A 17,399-nucleotide genomic window follows, 5' to 3' on the forward strand; every position below is an offset into this window, starting at 1 on the left:
CGAAACGCTGCAGAGCGCATAACTGTACGCGCCTTCCTGGTGTCACTCCTGGTTTGCATACAACGCGCCGCCAGGCGACGCTATCCATGTAACACCCGTGCGTGCAGCGCCAGTGCGGGGCAGGCGATTTTCCACGAGCCGTGATATCGTTTTGTCATCGGATTCGAAGTCTGCACGCACCCGTCAATCGAACTCTGTTACTTTCGCGAGCGTCGCCATGAGTGATGTACGCCACCATCTGAGTCCGCGCGATCGCGTGGAGCTGCTCTGCTGGCTCACCTGCGGGAGCCTCGGGGCCTACTATCTCAACGAATCCTGGCCCAACGCGGCCTTTCACGTCCAGGCGGCGCACAAGTGGCTCGACCGTCACGCGCGCGAAGCCGACTGGCTCGCGATCGCACGCCTCGCCGCCATGGCGCAGGACATCGCGCAGCAGCACGCATGGTTCGTGGACGCGGTCTGGGCGCGCGACGCCGTCGAGGAAATTCTCGACACCGACGACCTGAACTATCAGGCCAAGCTCGTCCTGCAAGTGCTCAAGGACTGCGAACGAGCGCTCGCCGACCGCCGCCCCGCCGATTAAGCACGAAGCCGGAACCCCATAAGCGGGGTTCCCCACAGAGGCCACGCGTTTCTCCATCAAATGATGGACGCGTGGTGGTTATCCTCAGAACATACTTCCGCTTGCTGCGCCGGCCCTTTCCCCTTTGCCGGCCGCTCACCCACGCGGGAGAACCTAGATGACTCGCCCCCTCGCCCCGATGTTCGCCGCCGCGCTCTTCGCGTTGGCGTCGGCGAGCCCCGCTGTGCTCGCGCAAACCGGCAGCCATGCGACCGCCGTCAACGCCGCCCGGCCCATCCAGTTACAAAAAGTCGCGAAGCCGGCGCCCAAAGCCCAGCAAACCGCAAAAGCCACCAAGCCCGCTCCGCAATCGCTGCGCTGGCTGATGTCGGAATCTCCATGAAACGAACCGGCGCGCCCGCGCCAGGTTCGCCCCTCGCCACCCCGCCTCGAAGCGCAGCCGTCGCGGCTCAAGACTGCGACGGCTTCGCGCTGTCTGCCGCCGGCGGCGGCGCTGCCGGCGTCCAGCCATAACCGAGCGCCTTGTACAGGTTCACGATCTGCGAGAGTTCCTGGTCCTGCAGCGACGACTGCTGCAATTGCGCGTTGAAGAGACTTCGCTCGGCATCGAGCACTTCCAGATAGCTCGTGTAGCCGCCTTCGTACAGGTCGCGCGCAACTGACGTGTATTCCGTGAGCGCAGCCACCTGGCGCGTCGTCGAATCCAGCTGATCGCGCGTGCGCGCCACGCCCACGAGCGCATTCTCGACATCGGCGAACGCCTGCTGGATCGCCTGCTGATAGGTGAAGAGCGCTTCCTGCTGCACGGCTTCGGCCTGATGCACGCCACCCGCGATCGCGCCCCCTTCGAAAATTGGCTGCGTAACCGCGCCCGCGAACGACCATACGCGCGCGGGGCCGGTCCAGAGCCCCGAGAGCGCCGTGCTCGCCGCGCCGAACAGTCCCGTGAGCGAAATCTGCGGGAAATACAGCGCGCGCGCCGCGCCGATCGACGCATTCGCCGAAATGAGCGTTTGTTCGGCCTGCAGAATATCGGGCCGGCGCTCCAGCAGCGTCGACGGCAGGCCCGCGGGAATGGCGGGCGCGGTGAGTTCGGTGATCGACTTGCCACGCGGAATCGGCCCAGGATTCTGGCCCAGCAGCAGCGAAATGGCGTCTTCCTGCGTCGCGATCTGCTGCTGGATCGAATACACGGATGTCTGCGCCGATTGGTACTCCGACTGCGCCTGGCTCACCTGCAGCCTCGAAACGACGCCACCCGCATAGCGCTCATTGAAGAGATCGAGCGCACCCTTGCGGCTTTCGAGCGTGTCCTGCGCGATGACGAGCTGATTGTCGAAGTCGCGCAGCTGCAGATACGACGTGGCCACGTTCGCGATGATGGAAATGCGCGTGGCCTGCTGCGCGGACTGCGTGCTCATATAATCGGCGCGCGCGGCTTCAGTCAGCCTGCGCAAGTGGCCGAACAAATCGAGTTCCCAGGACACCGCGCCGTTCAGCTCCACCTGGTTGCCGACCACGGGCGGGAAGCCCGGCGCCGACACGCCACGGCTGCGCGACGCACCGAAGTTCGCCGACACCTGCGGGAAAAGGCCCGCGCGCGTCACGACGTAACGACCGTAGAACTCCTCGACGCGCGCCGCCGCAATCAGGAGATCCTTGTTCTGCGCGAGCGCCTTCGTGACCAGGTCGTTGAGCACCGGGTCGTTGAACTGCGTCCACCAGTCGAGCGAGGTGTCGACGGCTTCCGCCTGCGGCGAGGCGTAGCGAAACGTCGACGGCGTCTCGACCGCCGGGCGGTGATAGTCCGGCCCGACCGCGCAGGCGCCAAGACAGACCGTCGCGACGACCAGCCCGAGCGGACGCAGCGCGCGATTCGTCAGATTCAGACGTGTCTTCATCGCTCAGCCCTCCTGCGAAGGCGGCGCTACCGGGGGCGTGCCGGCATGCGGCGTGGGGTCCGCTTTCTTGCGCGACGAGAGCGTTTCCAGTCCCCAGAAGAACATCGGAATGAAGAAGAGCGCGATCACCGTGGCGCCGAGCATGCCCGCGATCACGCCGGTGCCGAGCGAGCGCCGGCTCGCAGCCGATGCGCCGCTGGCAATGGCGAGCGGCACGCAGCCCAGGATGAACGCGAGCGAGGTCATGATGATCGGCCGCAGACGCAGCTTTGCGGCGTGCAGCGCGGCCTCGTACGGCGACATGTTCTCCTTCTCGCGCATTTCGACGGCGAACTCGAAGATCAGAATGGCGTTCTTCGCCGCGAGCGCGATCAGCACGGTCAAGCCGATCTGGAAGTACACGTCGTTTTCCATGCCGCGCAACAAGATGCCCACCAGCGCCCCGAAAATCGCGAACGGCACGGCCAGCAGCACGCCAACCGGCAGCGACCACTTCTCGTACTGCGCCGCGAGAATGAGGAACACCATCAGCAGTGCGAAGCCGAACACGAGCGCCGCCGTCGAGCCGGCCTTCTTTTCTTCGTACGCCTGCCCGCTCCACTCGTAGCTGTAGCCCTCGCCCAGCACTTCGTTGGCGATTTGCTCCATTGCCGCGATTGCCTCGCCCGAGCTGTGGCCCGGTGCGGCGTCGCCGGTAATCTTCGCCGCCGGGAAGTTGTTGAAGCGGTTGACGATATCAGGTCCAGGCACGAAACGCGAAGTCGTCACGGCCTTGATCGGCACCATGTCGTTGTTGCGGTTGCGCACATAGAGCTGCTGGATATCGTCCGGGCTCAAGCGGTATTGCGGCTCGGCCTGAATGATCACCTGGAAGAGACGACTGCCCTTCGGGAACTGGCTCACGTACAAGGAACCGAACATCGTCTGGAGTGCAGAATAGATGTCCTGAACCGGAACGCCGAGCGTTTCCGCCCGCTCGCGGTCCACTTCCACGAGCAACTGCCGCGAGTTCGTGTTGATGGTCGAATTCACGCCGCGCAGCGCCGGGTTCTGGCGCGCCTTCGCAATCACCTGGCGCACCTTTTCTTCGAGCTGCTGATAGCTGCCGTCGCCGGTGCTCTGCAGCCAGAACTCAAAGCCGCCCGTTGTGCCGAGGCCTGGAATCGACGGTGGATTGAGCGGCACGACCACGCCGTCCTTGAACGTGGAGAACGCCTTGGTGGCGTCGCGGATCAAGTCCTCCGCCGTGCCATTTTCGCCGCGATCCTTGAAGCCCTTGAGCGTCACGAACAGCGTGCCCGCGTTCGACTTGTACTGCGAGTCGATCAGGCTGTAGCCGATCGGCGCCGCCACCGAACTCACGGCAGGCTGTTTCGCGAACCAGTCCTCCGCTTTCTTCGACAGGTCGCCGGTGCGGTCCAGACTCGCCGCGTCGGGCATCACGACGGCGCCGAACAGATAGCCCTGATCCTCCACGGGCAGGAACGACGATGGAATATGTTTGAAGAGGCCGACGGTTGCGATCAGCATCACGACGATCAGACCGATGGAGAGGATCACGCGGCGTATCGCGGTCTGCACCCAGCTGCCATAGCCCTCGGTCAGGCTGTCGAACTTCTCGTTGAACCAGCGGAAAAAGCGGTTTTTCTTGTGCTCGCCTGGCTTGAGCAGGATGGCCGCGAGCGCGGGCGAAAGCGTGAGCGCGACGATACCCGAAAGCACCACCGAGACCGCGATTGTCACCGCGAACTGCTTGTAGAGCTGCCCCGTGATACCCGAGAGAAACGCCACCGGTATGAACACCGCGAGCAGCACCAGCACGATCGCCACCACCGGTCCGCTCACTTCGTCCATCGCGCGTTTGGCCGCTTCCTTGGGTGGTAGCTTGAACTCGGTCATGTTGCGCTCGACGTTTTCGATCACCACGATCGCGTCGTCCACCACGATACCGATGGCCAGCACCATGCCGAACAACGTAAGCATGTTGATCGAGAAGCCGAACGCCTCCATGCCGATGAACGCGCCGATGATCGACACGGGCACCGCGAGCAGCGGCACGAGCGTCGCCCGGAAGCTTTGCAGGAAGATGTACACCACGATGATCACGAGAATCACCGCATCGCGCAGCGTATGGACCACCTCGTTGATCGACTCGTGCACGAACTCGGTCGTATCGAGCGCGACTTCATACTTGAGACCGGGCGGAAAGCTCTTGTTCAACTGCTCGAGTGTCTGACGCACCTGCTTGGCCACCTGCAGTGCATTCGCGCCCGGCTGCTGATACACGGCAAGCAGTGTGGCCGTCTTGCCGTTGTAGCGGCCTCGCAGCGAATAGTCCTTGGCGCCCAGGTCCGCGTGACCGATGTCCTTGAGGCGCACGATCGCCGCATCGCCCGACGCCGCGCGCAGGATGATATTGTCGAAATCGGCAGGCTCCGTGAGGCGGCCCTTCGTCGTCACCGGGAACGTCTGGTTCACGGGTTTGTTGGTCGGCGCCTGGCCAAGCCGCCCCGCGGAGAACTGCTGGTTCTGCTGCGCAATCGCGTTCTGCACGTCGGCCACGGTAATGCCGAGCTTCGCCATGCGGTCGGGCTTGAGCCACACGCGCATCGCATAGTCAGCAGAACCGAAGATCGACGCCTGGTTCGCACCCGGAATGCGCTTGAGCGCGTCGAGCACGTAGACGTTGGCGTAGTTCGCCACATAGGCCGCATCGTAGGCGTTGTCGGGCGAATAGATTGCGATCACCATCATGAACGCCGACGAGCGCTTCTGCACCGACACGCCCTGGGCCGTCACCGAGTCGGGCAAGAAAGGCAGCGCGAGGTTCACGCGGTTTTGCACGTCCACCTGGGCGAGCGACGGATCGGTGCCGATGTTGAAATACACCGTGAGCGTCATGTTGCCCGTCGAGGAACTCGACGAGTTCATGTACATCATGTTGTCCGCGCCGTTCACCTGCTGTTCGATCGGCGCGGCCACGTTCTGCGCGACGATATCGGCGCTCGCGCCCGGATATGTGGCGCTCACCGTGATGGTCGGCGGCGCGATGTCCGGAAACTGCGCGATCGGCAGGTTGAACATCGACACCAGACCCGCGACGACGAGCACGATCGAGAGGACCGACGCAAAAATTGGCCGGTCAATAAAGAAGTGGGAGAACTTCATCGTTCAGCCTCCCGCAGCGGGCGAGAACGTGACGTCCACGCGGCGGGATTTGTCGGGCGGATCGTTGGCGACGATCTGCGCCGGTTTGCGCATCTCGATGCGCTCGGTCTTCACGCCGGCCACGACCAGCGCCGAGCGCACCGTGGCCGCACGGGCGGCCGCGAGACGCTCATTCTCGGCTTGCGAGCCGCTCGAATCGGTGTAGCCGGAAATCACCACGCGCATGCCCGGCTCGGCAACGAGCCGTCGTGCCACGCCCGCGAGCGCGTCGGCCGACTGGGCGTCGAGGCTCGAACTCCCCGACGCGAAGTAAAGCGCGGTGTGTTCGCCCAGCACATCGGCAGCGCCGGAGGCAGGGGATGGTTGAGCGGCCGGCGTACCCGCGTTGGCCTGTGCGTTAGCGTTCGCAGCCGCCGGGCCGGAAGCCGCAGCCGCGCCGCCTACACCGCCGTCAGGCCCGCCGATATTGACGGCCGCAGGCGGCGTGGCCACGAGATTCGCCTTCACCGGCGCACCGGGCATGAGCCGCAGCGTATTGTCGATGACGACATGATCGCCCGGATGCAGACCCGACTTGATCACCCAGTCGTTGCCGTTCCACTCACCCGTTTCCACCACGCGCTGCTGCGCCTTGCCGTCCTTGTCGACGGTCCACACATACGCGCCGCGCGGCCCCTGCTGCACCGCCGCCTGCGGCACGGCCACCGCGGAAGTCCGCAGCGCGCCCAGCAGCTTGATACGCACGAACTGACCGGGCCGCAGCGACCCCGTGGGGTTCGGCATGGCGGCGCGTATCAGGTAGGTGCCGGTTTCCGAGCTGAGCGAGGCATCTGTAAACGCGATGTGGCCGCGTTCCGGATAGATGCTGCCGTCGGCGAGTACGATCACCGCCTCGAGCTTGCCGACGGGCGGCAGCTTGAGCGTGCCGTTCTGCGTTTGCGTGCGCAGATCGAGCATCTCATTCTCGGAGAGCGAGAAGTTGATCCACATGGGATCGAGCTTCGCCACGTAGGTGAGCAGGCTGTTGGTCGCATCGATATACGAACCGTTCTGCTTCTTCGCGAAGCTCGAAAGGCCGGTAACGGGCGCGACGATCGTCGTATAGCCGAGATTGAGCGTGGCGCTGATGACATTCGCCCGCGCACCTTCGACCGCAGCGGCGGCCGCCTGCTCCTGGCCGATCGAATCGTCGAGATCCTTCTGGCTCAACGCGTTCTTCGCGGCGAGCGGACGCACGCGGTTGAGATTGGCCTGCGCGGTGACGAGCCGCGCCTTCTGCTGCGCAAGCTCGGCCTGCGCAGCATCGAGCGCGGCCTCGAACGGTTTGCGGTCCATGACGAACATCACGTCGCCCGCATGGACCAGCGAGCCTTCGGTATACACGCGCTTTTCGAGGAAGCCGTTCACGCGCGCGCGAATTTCGACCTGCTGCGAGCTTTCTGTCTGTCCAACGTATTCGAATACCACCGGTACGTCGCGCAATGCGACATTGATCACGTCGACGTTTGCGGCAGGTCGTGTTTCAGCAGCAGGTTTGTTGTCATGACATGCAACCACGCTCACCAGCAATCCCAGCGACAGGCAAAGGCTGGCCACCCGAAATCCGTGAGTCATGCTGTTCTCCGTTGTTATCGACGATCTGCGCTGGACCGACGAACCCCAAATCAGGCGCGCGCGGGCGATCAAGTCGAATCGATCGCCAAACTGATTTTGGTGCTCGCGCAAATACTACTGTCTTTCGTGACAACGCAGAATCAGAGTGGCCAAAAAGTTGCACGCGATGACAGGACCGGCAGTCACGGAGTAACAGTGATCGAATTCGTTTCGAAATCCGAAATGAAGGTGCGCCAATCGTTCGCTAACGTTCTTGCGAATATGCTGAACGCTTGCGTATGGAGGGAAGGAGAAAGCGGGAGGCGAAGATTGCGGACGCACGAAACATGCGTCGCGTGAACTGCGGGAGGGAGAACATTCAGGCGTGACGCAACCGTCAAAGCGGCGGCTGCGTCACGCGTTGCGAATCAGGCGGCGCGATCGAGCCGGCGCACCGAGCCGAATTCCGCACATGAAAGCGTGCGCATGAGCAGCGCCATGGCCTCGGCCACGCGGCGGCGATCGAGTTCGACGTGCAGACAAGCGAGATCGCTGCGCCGATCGATATCGATTGTATGCACGCCGAGCGCGCCGCCAACCAGACCATGCAGCGTGCAGCGAGCGAGTTGCGCTTCGCTCGTGGGTACGCGCACGACCAGTTGCACCGTTGTGCGTTGGGTTGCCGGCTGAAGGGGCTTGCGCGAGTTGCGCAGGGAGAGGATGGGCCGCGGCGCGGCGGTAGAGTGGGAACCTCGGGAAATCGGGCCTTGCGAAGCGATAGACGACATACGTGTTGTGCGCACGCCGCCGTTTGAGGCTGCGCGCTTGAGTTGAACACGATCCGATTCTAGGCAGCGCCGCGTAAACGTCTGGTAAATAAACACGGCACGGCCGCTAAAAATGCGTAGCGGCCGAAGACGTGCCTCAATCGAGAGGACGGCCCGCCGGCTCGCGAATGAGCGGCAGCGCGAGCAGCGAGACGGCCCCGCAGCCGATCAGATACCAGGCCGGAGCGAGCGGGTTGTCGAGCAGCTTGATGAGCCAGGTCGCGAAGAACTGCGCGAAGCCGCCGAAGATCGACACGCCCACGCAATACACCACGGACATGCCCGTCACGCGAATCGACTGAGGAAAGAGTTCGGGCAGCATCACAATGTTGGGGACGGCCGTGAACGCGACGATCGCACCGAGCACGGCCACGACCGCGAGCACGGTTGCGACGCTCGGCACGGCATGAATGATCATGAAGGCCGGATAGATCACTGCGATCAGCAGCACGCGCGAGACACCCATCACCCACTTGCGGCCCAGGCGGTCGGAAAGCGAGCCTGCGAACGGCGAGCAGACTGCCGTGACGAGCGCCGCGACGAGGGCCGCGCTCATGCCGACCGACATCGGCAGGCCGAGAATCTTGATCGCATAGGTCGACATGTAGAACAGCACGATATAGTTCGCCGCCGTGCCGCCGATGGTCGTGACGACGCCGGCCACGAGCGCCGTGCGATGACGCCCGAAAATCTCGCGCAGCGGCCGCGCCACGTCGGCCACGGGTTCGGCGTCTTCGACTTCGACGGCGTTCACGAGCGTTTCGTCGAGATGGCGGCGAATGTACACGCCCACCGGCACGACCAGCATGCCGATCACGAACGGCACACGCCAGCCCCAGCTTTCGAGCGCGGCCTGCGAGAGCATGGTGGAGAGCGCCACGCCGATGAGCGCGCCGCACACCGTGTTCAGGCCCTGGCTCACGAACTGCCAACTGCCGTAAAAGCCGCGCGAACGGTCGTCGGCATATTCGAGCAGAAGCGATGTCGAGGCGCCCACTTCACCGCCCACCGCGAAGCCTTGCACGAGACGCGCGAGCAGGATCAGCGCGGGCGCCGCGAGCCCGATCTGCGCATAGGTGGGTGCAAACGCGATAAGCGCCGAGCCGAGCGCCATGAGCCAGAGCGTGAGCGTCATGGCGGCCTTGCGGCCCACGCGGTCCGCAAACGCGCCGATCACGATGCCGCCGATCGGACGCACGACGAAACCCACGCCGAAGCTGCCCACGGCGAGCATCAACTGATTCAGCGAGCCATGCACCGGAAAGTAGAGCGAACCGATGATCGAGGCAAAGAAGCTGTAGACCGTGAAGTCGAAGAACTCGAGCCCGTTGCCGAGCGTGATCGCGAAGATGGCCTTCGCGCGCGAGCGGCGCGTGGAAGGCTGAGCGGCAGCGGCCGGCGCCTGAATCGACGTGGCGTTCATCGGGTGTCTCCTCGTGTGTCTCGTGTCTCGTAGCGTGGTGCGTTTGCCCGCTGACTGCGGGCTTCAGCCGCGCAGAAAGCGTTCGGCGAGCTGCACCCAGTATGCCGCGCCGGTGGCGAGGCAATCGTCGTTGAAGTCGTAGCCGGGGTTGTGCACCATGCAGCCGCCCTCCCCGTCGCCGTTGCCGATGATGAGGTAGCTGCCCGCGCAGCGCTCGAGCAGGAACGAGAAGTCCTCGCTGCCGGTGAGCGGCGCCATGTCGTGAATGAGCCCTTCTTCGCCGAGCCAGTCGCGCGCCACGTCCTGCGCGAACGCGGTCATCGCCGCGTCGTTCACGAGCACCGGGTAGCGGCGCTGGTAGTCGATGCGCGCCGTCGCGCCATACGCGCTCGCCTGCGCATGCACGAGCGCCGTGATGCGCTCCTGCAGCAAGTCGCGCACTTCGGGGCGCAGCGCGCGCACCGAGAGGCGCATCTGGGCGGTTTGAGGAATCACGTTGGGCGCGTCGCCCGAATGGATCGCGCCCACGGTGACGATCGCCATATCGAGCGGCGGCACGTTGCGCGACACGATGGTCTGCAGCGCGAGGACGACGTTGGCGCACACCACCACCGGGTCGATCGCCTTATGCGGCACCGCGCCATGACCGCCGCGCCCGTCGATGTCGATGATGACCGTGTCCGACGAAGCCATGAACGGTCCCGCGCGAAAGCCGAGCTTGCCGGTCGGGAAACCGGGCATGTTGTGCATGGCGAATACGGCGTCGCAAGGAAAGTGCTCGAACAAGCCTTCGTCGAGCATGCGCTTCGCGCCGCCGAGGCCTTCTTCGGCGGGCTGGAAAATGAGGTGCAGCGTGCCGCTGAAGTTGCGCGACTGCGAGAGATGCTTGGCCGCCGCGAGCAGCATGGCCGTGTGGCCGTCGTGGCCGCATGCGTGCATCTTGCCCGGAATGCGGCTCGCGTATTCGAGGCCGGTGTTTTCGTGGATGGGGAGCGCGTCCATGTCGGCGCGCAGGCCGAGGCGTTGCTTTCCATTGCCCACCTTGAGCGTGCCCACGACACCCGTGCCGCCCAGCCCGCGGTGCACCTCGTAGCCCCACTCGGTGAGGCGCTGCGCGACGAGGTCGCTCGTGACGAATTCTTCGAAGCCCAGTTCGGGATGCGCGTGGATCTCGTGGCGCAGCGCGATCATCTCCTCTTCGATCGCGGCGATTGCGGCCGGGATAGCCATCGTGTTCATACGAATTCCCTCCAGGGCGTGCATGAGTGTGAATTCGCTTGAGAATAATGACGTCTCTTTTTGGCCGACAGCCCTAAAATAGTTGGCCCGCCAACCAGAAGTGCGCACTCGGGTTATCCCTTATGAAGTTCCACCAGTTCCGCGCGCTCGTCGCCATGGCCGATACCGGCAGCATTCGCGCGGCCGCGCGTGCGCTCGGCATCTCGCCGGCGGCGGCAACGAAAGCGGTGCGCGAGCTCGAAGCCGAGCAACAAATCGCACTCGTGACGCGCAACGCGAACGGCATCGCCTTCACGGAGGCGGGACAGGCGCTGCTCGTTCATGCGAGGCTCGTCGTGCATCAGATGTCGCGCGCCCAGGACGAACTCGATGCGCGGCGCGGGCGCGGCGGCGGCAAGCTCGCGATCGGGGTGACGCCGTGGCTCGCCCTCTCCTTTTTGCCCGACGCTGTCACGCTGTTTCGCGAACGCATGCCCGGCATGCAGCTGGAGTTCTACGAAGGCCTGCTCAATATCGTGATGCCGCGGCTGCGCGACGGCTCGCTCGACTTCTCGCTAGGGAAGCCCGGGCCCGCTTCGCTGCATGCGGAATTCACGCAGACGCCGATCTTCGCCACGGAGTCGGCTGTGGTCGTGCGCAAGGACCATCCGCTCGCTCATGCGCAATCGCTGAAAGAACTTCAGGATTGCGAATGGTTGCTGAACTGGGACCCTGCCAGCAAGGAGATGATCGCTGACGATGTCTTCCTGCGTCACGGTCTGCCGATGCCGAACAACGTGCATTTGGCGCACTCGTTCGTGGTGGCGATGGGGCTTATCATGAACACGGATATGGTGAGTATTTTTCCGTGGCCGTTGGTGGAAACGCGGTTTGCGCGTGATAACTTGCGTGCGCTCGCGCTGCAGGAGGAAGTGGATCGGACGGTAGTGAGCGTGGTTGCCCGGCGTGGTGTGCCGCTTTCCGCTGCGGCTGAGTGCTTTCTGGAATGCCTCAAGCAGGCGATTCATGCTGGTGAGGCTTCTGCTAATCCTGAGCGTAGGCGGCTTTATCACTCGCTTGAGTTGCTGATTTGATTGGCCGCTTTTTTGTCTTTGTTCTGGGTTTTTTGGCCTTTCCTTGTTTTCGCGTCGGTGTGCATGCGTTGCCCCTGTGCGGGGCGGCACCTACTTTCTTTGTCCCCCAAGGGGACTTCCTTCGGGGCGCACGGCAAAGAAAGTAGGCAAAGAAAGCCGCTCACACCGCTAATGCCTGCCACGGTTCACATCTCGACGTAAATGGTGAATGGCTCCGGAGCGTCTGTCACCTCGCACCACCAAAGTTAGTGACAAGGCAGTCATTCATCCCGCTGCTCGCTACGCGCGCTGCGGTTGGGTTTGCAAGGGAAACCAAAAGGCATTTCAGGCTTCGCGATAATGCACGCGCCCCAACGGGGTTTGGTTATGCCCTTCGGCGCGCGCAGCGCCGCCGGAAGGATGAGCGCCTTGTCACTACCTTTGAAGGTGCGGGGTGACAGACGCCCCGGAGCCATTCACCATTTACGGCGAGATGTGAACTGTGGCAGGCGCTAGCGGTGTGAGCGGCTTTCTTTTGCCTACTTTTCTTTGCAGCGGCAAAGAAAAGTAGGTGCCGCCCCGCACAGGGGCAACGCATGCATACCGACGCGAAAACAAGGAAAGGCCAAAAACACAAAAAATCAGAACGAGGTACCAATCTGAAACTGGAACTTCTGATACTGATCCCCCGCATGCCTGACAATCGGAAAACCCAAATCAAGCTTAAGCGGCCCAATCGGCGAGATCCACTCAAGCCCCGCGCCATAGCTATACCGCAAGCCATTCGCCCCAGTGCTACTCCCTTCCGTGCCCCACACATTACCGCCATCCACGAAAGTGAATACACGCAGCGTACGGTCATAACCCGTGCCGGGCAGCGGGAACGTCAGCTCGATGTTACCCACCACCATCTTCGAACCACCGATCGGATCGTTCGTCGTGGTGTCGCGCGGCCCGAGCGAGCCCGACTCATAGCCGCGCACCGACCCGATACCGCCCGCGTAGTAGTTCTTGAAGATCGGATACGGCTTGCCACCCAAACCATTGCCGTAGCCACCCTGGAAGTTCAACCCAAGCACGAAGCCGCGCGCGAATGAGTAGTAATACTGCATTTGCGCATCGCCCTTGTAGTACTGTGTGCCCGCCGGCGTGCCGTATTCGGCGTTGGCCTGCGCATAGTAGCCGCGGCTCGGCACCAACGCGCTGTCGCGGTTGTCGCGCGACCAGCCCACGGTGAGCGGCACCGTGTTCGATACGCGGCCGAAATCGTTGACGTAGTCCTTGTAGGTCTGCGGCGTGTTGGCATCGACGTCGAGGCGGTCCTGCTCGATGCCGAGGCCGAAATACACCATATCGGTCTCGGAGAACGGAATGCCGAACTTCATGTCCGCGCCATACGAAATGATGCGAAAGCTCGTGTCGTTCGTGCTCGAGTAGTAAAGCGGCTCGGTCGTGCGGTAGTAGACGTCGGTAATGCGTTTGATGCCGTCCACCGTGAAATACGGATCGACCTGCGTAACCGAAAGCGTGCGGTACGTCGTGGCCGTATTCACGTTCAGCGAGAGGCTGTTGCCGGAGCCGAACACGTTGTCCTGCGAAATACCCGCCGAGATGATCGGCCCTTCGCCCGATCCATAGCCGAGGCCCAGCGAAAGCGTGCCGGTCGGCTTCTCGGTCACATTCACGTTCACGTCCACTTCGTCCGGCGTGCCTTCCACCGGCACCGTGGTCACTTCCACGTCGGTGAAGTAGCCAAGGCGGTTGATGCGGTCCTTCGAAAGCGCGAGTCGGTTCGAATCGAACCACGAGCTTTCGAGTTGCCGCATTTCGCGGCGCACGACTTCGTCGCGCGTGCGGGTATTGCCGGTGACGTTCACGCGGCGCACGTACACGCGGCGGCTCGGGTCGACCTGCAGCGTGAGCGCAACCGTGTGGTTCTTCTGGTCGATTTCCGGCAGCGCGTTCACGGTCGCAAATGCGTAGCCGTATTCGCCGAGCTTGTCGACGATCGCCTTGGTCGTGTCCTTGAGCTTCTGCGCCGAAAAGCGCTGACCCGGCTTGACGCCCACGAGTTTCCTCAACTCGGCCTCGCGGTCGAGCAGATTGCCGGCCATCTTGACGCTCGAGATCGTATACGGCTCGCCCTCGTGAATCCCGATCGTCAGATACATGTCCTTCTTGTCGGGCGACAGCGAAACCTGCGTCGAATCGATATTGAACTCCAGGTAGCCGCGGTCGAGATAGTACGAGCGCACGTTATCGAGGTCGCCCGTGAGCTTTTCCTTCGAGTACAGGTCGTTCTTCGTGTACCAGGAGAACCAGTTCGGCGTGGAGAGTTGCATCTCATCGAGCAGCGTGCCGTCGCTGAACGTGTTGTTGCCGATGAAGTTGATCTGGCGGATCTTCGCGCTCGGCCCTTCGACCACGGAGAACAGCAGGCCGACGCGGTTGCGGTCGATCGGCGTGACCGTGGTCGTGACCTCAGCCGCGTAGTAGCCGCGCGTGAGGTACTGGCGCTTGAGTTCCTGCTCCGCCTTGTCGACGAGCGCCTTGTCATAGCTCTGGCCCGGCGAGAGCCCGACCGACTTGAGCGCCTTCGTCAAGTTATCCTTATCGAACTCCTTGATGCCCGCGAAATCGATCGTGCCGATGGCGGGCCGCTCCTGGACCTGCACGACCACCGTGCGGCCTTGCGTGGAGATGCGCACGTCGCTGAAGAGGCTCGTCGCGTAGAGCGCGCGAATGGCGTCGGAGGCCTTGTCGTCGGTGAAGGTCTCGCCCTGCTTGATCGGCAGATAGGCGAACACAGTGCCCGGCTCGATGCGCGTCAGCCCGTCGATACGGATGTCCTGGACCACGAAGGGCTCGGTGGCGTGCGCCGCAGCGGTCACGCCGATGCCGAAGCCGGCGAGAGTCAGTGCGCGTGCATAGCGCGCCGTGGTAGTTGATGCCGTCATGCGGGAGGTCGAATGTGAAGCCAACGAAGGAGCCGTGAGAGTGCCGAATGCGCCACTACCGGCGCGAGACGCGCGCGGCCGGCATCCACGGATGCGGGGTGTACAACGGGTGCGCCAGGCGAGGCCGGCGCGCCACGCCTATTGCATGCTTGCGCGGCCAGGGAGGCGCATCTTCGCGAGCCCCGTTGCGAGCGAGAGCACCTCGGTCATGTGCACGGCTTGCGCAGGCTGCAGACGGAACGACAGTTCGGCGCCGCCGGGCAGACGAAAACTCACCACGAGATGCTGCACGTCGCCCGACTCGCGGCCGATCTCCCAGGCCTCGCAAGGCATGGTGAACTTCACGCTCGCGGTCTTGTGGCGGATGCGCTCGGAGCGGCCAATCGCGTTGGAAAGCGCGGCGAGCAGTTCATGCATCACCGAGCAATGCAGCGCGACACTGTCCGGCTGATTGCCGTTCACCATCAGGTACTGGCCGTCCGCGGTCAGCTCGAAATCGCGCAGGGAATGAATGGCAAGAGCCGGGGACGAGGGCATGAGCGGCGCTCCGTTACAAAAGCATCGGCGGAGTCTAGTGCGCTCGGCGCGGTGTGCGCGTTACCCCTGAATTACAGGGATTACTTTCATCAATATTGCGTGGGCGCCCGGGTCGGTTGTTTCGCACGCACCCATTTCCGCGCTGCGCCAACGCCCTGCGTGCATGCAGCGGCTTTCAAACTCCTCTCCCTAGCACGCTGTCGCGGTTACCTTGAAAAATTTTTGGTAACCGTACCGGTTACGTTCGCTTTCTATCGGCAAACACCTCGACGCTCGCCTGTACCGCGAGTGCCTGTAAGGGAAAGCAAGACAAGAGATCGGCAAAGTCACTGGCGCGTTCGATGCGCGCGAGCAGCATCGCGGCTGCGTCGTTGCGCACGCAGCCGTTGCGGTCGAGAAATTGACCCCAAAGCGAAAGCGCACGCAGGCGGGCAACAGGCCGGGCGCTCGCAATGTAGGCGGTGGGAAAGAGCCGCCGATAGGCGGGCACGTTGTAGAGCCATGAAGTGCCGTGGACGAGCACGTCGCTCGACGCATGACCGCTTGCGCGCAATTGCGCGCGCAGTTGGTCGATCAACGTCCGCAACTCGTCTTGCCGCGCGGCAAGCTGCCGGAAATCGAGCGGCGACATGCCGTTATCGGTTCGGGCATTGAAATGCAGGCGGACCCCGCCGTGCGGTTCCTGCGCGTAAGAGAAGCAGCCAACCGTAACGGCGACCGCAGGCGCCGACTGATGCGTTGGGCAGTCCTGCAAGTAACGCCACGTCCACTCGCACTGCTGCGCAACGCTTGCGTGCTCATCGAGACCATCGACATAGGCGGCCCAGAGCGGGTGCGTGCGATCGAAATTGCGCCCCGCGCCGAAGCGCACATAAAGATTCGTGCAGTCGAGCAACGCCGCCGCGAGCGGAATGTCCGCCAGGCGCGCCGCCGTGTGCGCGAAGCGCACCTGGAGGTCGTAAAACGCGCGTTCGGGTCTCAACGGGCCTTGTCTCCTTTGTCCACGATACAATGCGGCTGCGTCCGATCCGTCCCCCGCTGCCCCTATCCGACATGCAGAATACTACCCGGGCCTTCCTGTTGGGCCCGTTGCTCAAAGGCGTTTCCCGTTCTTTCTACCTCACGATGCGCGTGCTGCCCGCCGGCATGCGCGATCCCGTGGGCGAAGCCTATCTGCTCGCGCGCGCCGCCGACACCATTGCCGACACCGCGCTGATCCCGCCCGAGCGGCGGCTCGCCCTGCTGCTCGCGCTGCGCGAGCGCGTGAACGGCGCGACGCACGATGACACCCTGCTCGCCGATCTCGCGGGCGAGGTCGCGGGCCAGCAAACGCAATCGGACGAGAAGCTGCTGCTCGAATCGCTGGGCGGCGCGCTCGACGTGCTCGCGCAACTCGACGATGCCGACCGCAAGGCCGTGCGCGAGATCGTCACGACGCTCACCGAAGGCATGGAGTTCGATCTGCGCACGTTCCCCGACGAGCGCTCGGGCCAGGTGGCCGCGCTCAACACGTGGGACGAACTCGATCGCTACACGTATCTCGTGGCGGGCTGCGTGGGCGAGTTCTGGACGAAGATGACCTACATGCACTTGCCCGGCACGCTCGCACCCTCGCTGGAACAAACCATGTACACGCGCGGCATCCGCTTCGGCAAGGCCTTGCAGATGGTGAACGTGCTGCGGGACTGCGGCAAGGACCTGCGCATTGGCCGCTGCTATCTGCCCGCTTCGATGCTGGCCCAGGCGGGGCTCACCGCGCAGGACCTGATGCAGCCAGGCGCCTCGGCGCGCGCACGGCCGATCATGCTCGAACTCGTGCGCATCGCGCTCGATCATTTCCGCGCGGCCATCGACTATACGTTCGCGCTGCCGCGCCTTTCGGTGCGCCTGCGGCTCGCCTGCCTGTGGCCCATACTCATCGGCCTCGAAACGCTCGAACGCCTTGTCGACAACGACGACTGGCTCAATCCCGCGAAGACCTCGAAAGTCACGCGCAACGATGTCTATCGCATTCTTGCCTGCTCCACCGCGCTCGCGCCTTCGAATGCGCTGCTCGGCGCCTGGTTCAAGCGGCTCTTCGCGCGCGTCGAGGCCCGTATCAAGGGCTAAAAAATACAGG

At 63.6% G+C, this 17,399-nt stretch carries 13 protein-coding genes; 4 read left to right on the forward strand and 9 right to left on the reverse strand.

Annotated elements, in window-relative coordinates; translation table 11 throughout:
- Positions 1–217 precede the first annotated feature (217 nt).
- Both E1N52_RS21610 and E1N52_RS21615 read left to right on the forward strand, forming a co-directional pair.
- Positions 218–583: a hypothetical protein gene (locus E1N52_RS21610; protein ID WP_028205078.1), complete on the forward strand. Its 366-nt coding sequence runs from the start codon at positions 218–220 to the stop codon at positions 581–583.
- 157 nt (positions 584–740) lie between these two features.
- Positions 741–965, forward strand: a complete 225-nt coding sequence (locus E1N52_RS21615; protein WP_133184763.1) for a hypothetical protein — start codon at positions 741–743, stop codon at positions 963–965.
- 67 nt (positions 966–1,032) lie between these two features.
- On the opposite strand, the gene E1N52_RS21620 is transcribed toward E1N52_RS21615, so the two are convergent.
- The 6 genes from E1N52_RS21620 to E1N52_RS21645 form a co-directional block, all read right to left on the reverse strand.
- On the reverse strand, positions 1,033–2,484 hold the full coding sequence (locus tag E1N52_RS21620; RefSeq protein WP_133184764.1) for an efflux transporter outer membrane subunit: 1,452 nt from the start codon (positions 2,482–2,484) through the stop codon (positions 1,033–1,035).
- A 3-nt stretch (positions 2,485–2,487) separates the two neighbouring features.
- Positions 2,488–5,652, reverse strand: a complete 3,165-nt coding sequence (locus tag E1N52_RS21625; protein WP_133184765.1) for an efflux RND transporter permease subunit — start codon at positions 5,650–5,652, stop codon at positions 2,488–2,490.
- Between the two features lie 3 nt (positions 5,653–5,655).
- Entirely contained in the window at positions 5,656–7,266 is a 1,611-nt protein-coding gene (locus E1N52_RS21630) for an efflux RND transporter periplasmic adaptor subunit (protein ID WP_133184766.1), read from the reverse strand.
- Positions 7,267–7,673: 407 nt separating this feature from the next.
- Positions 7,674–7,898, reverse strand: a complete 225-nt coding sequence (locus E1N52_RS21635) for a sugar ABC transporter permease (protein ID WP_133184767.1) — start codon at positions 7,896–7,898, stop codon at positions 7,674–7,676.
- Positions 7,899–8,169: 271 nt separating this feature from the next.
- Complete coding sequence (locus E1N52_RS21640) at positions 8,170–9,495, reverse strand: MFS transporter (RefSeq protein WP_133184768.1); 1,326 nt, start codon at positions 9,493–9,495, stop codon at positions 8,170–8,172.
- Between the two features lie 63 nt (positions 9,496–9,558).
- Complete coding sequence (locus E1N52_RS21645) at positions 9,559–10,734, reverse strand: M20 aminoacylase family protein (RefSeq protein ID WP_133184769.1); 1,176 nt, start codon at positions 10,732–10,734, stop codon at positions 9,559–9,561.
- 122 nt (positions 10,735–10,856) lie between these two features.
- On the opposite strand from E1N52_RS21645, the gene E1N52_RS21650 reads away from it, so the two are divergent.
- Positions 10,857–11,807, forward strand: a complete 951-nt coding sequence (locus E1N52_RS21650) for a LysR substrate-binding domain-containing protein (protein WP_133184770.1) — start codon at positions 10,857–10,859, stop codon at positions 11,805–11,807.
- Positions 11,808–12,427: 620 nt separating this feature from the next.
- Here E1N52_RS21650 and bamA read toward each other — a convergent pair.
- The 3 genes from bamA to E1N52_RS21665 all read right to left on the reverse strand — a co-directional run bounded on the left by bamA (position 12,428) and on the right by E1N52_RS21665 (position 16,262).
- Positions 12,428–14,743, reverse strand: coding sequence for an outer membrane protein assembly factor BamA (gene bamA, locus E1N52_RS21655; RefSeq protein ID WP_133184771.1), 2,316 nt, complete (start codon positions 14,741–14,743; stop codon positions 12,428–12,430).
- Positions 14,744–14,881: 138 nt separating this feature from the next.
- Entirely contained in the window at positions 14,882–15,280 is a 399-nt protein-coding gene (locus E1N52_RS21660; RefSeq protein ID WP_110384777.1) for a hypothetical protein, read from the reverse strand.
- Between the two features lie 238 nt (positions 15,281–15,518).
- Positions 15,519–16,262, reverse strand: coding sequence for a hypothetical protein (locus E1N52_RS21665; protein WP_133184772.1), 744 nt, complete (start codon positions 16,260–16,262; stop codon positions 15,519–15,521).
- Positions 16,263–16,333: 71 nt separating this feature from the next.
- On the opposite strand from E1N52_RS21665, the gene E1N52_RS21670 reads away from it, so the two are divergent.
- Entirely contained in the window at positions 16,334–17,389 is a 1,056-nt protein-coding gene (locus tag E1N52_RS21670; protein ID WP_133184773.1) for a phytoene/squalene synthase family protein, read from the forward strand.
- Positions 17,390–17,399: the final 10 nt, after the last annotated feature.

The sequence above is a fragment of the Paraburkholderia guartelaensis genome (assembly GCF_004353905.1).
In the GTDB taxonomy this organism is placed as follows: domain Bacteria; phylum Pseudomonadota; class Gammaproteobacteria; order Burkholderiales; family Burkholderiaceae; genus Paraburkholderia; species Paraburkholderia guartelaensis.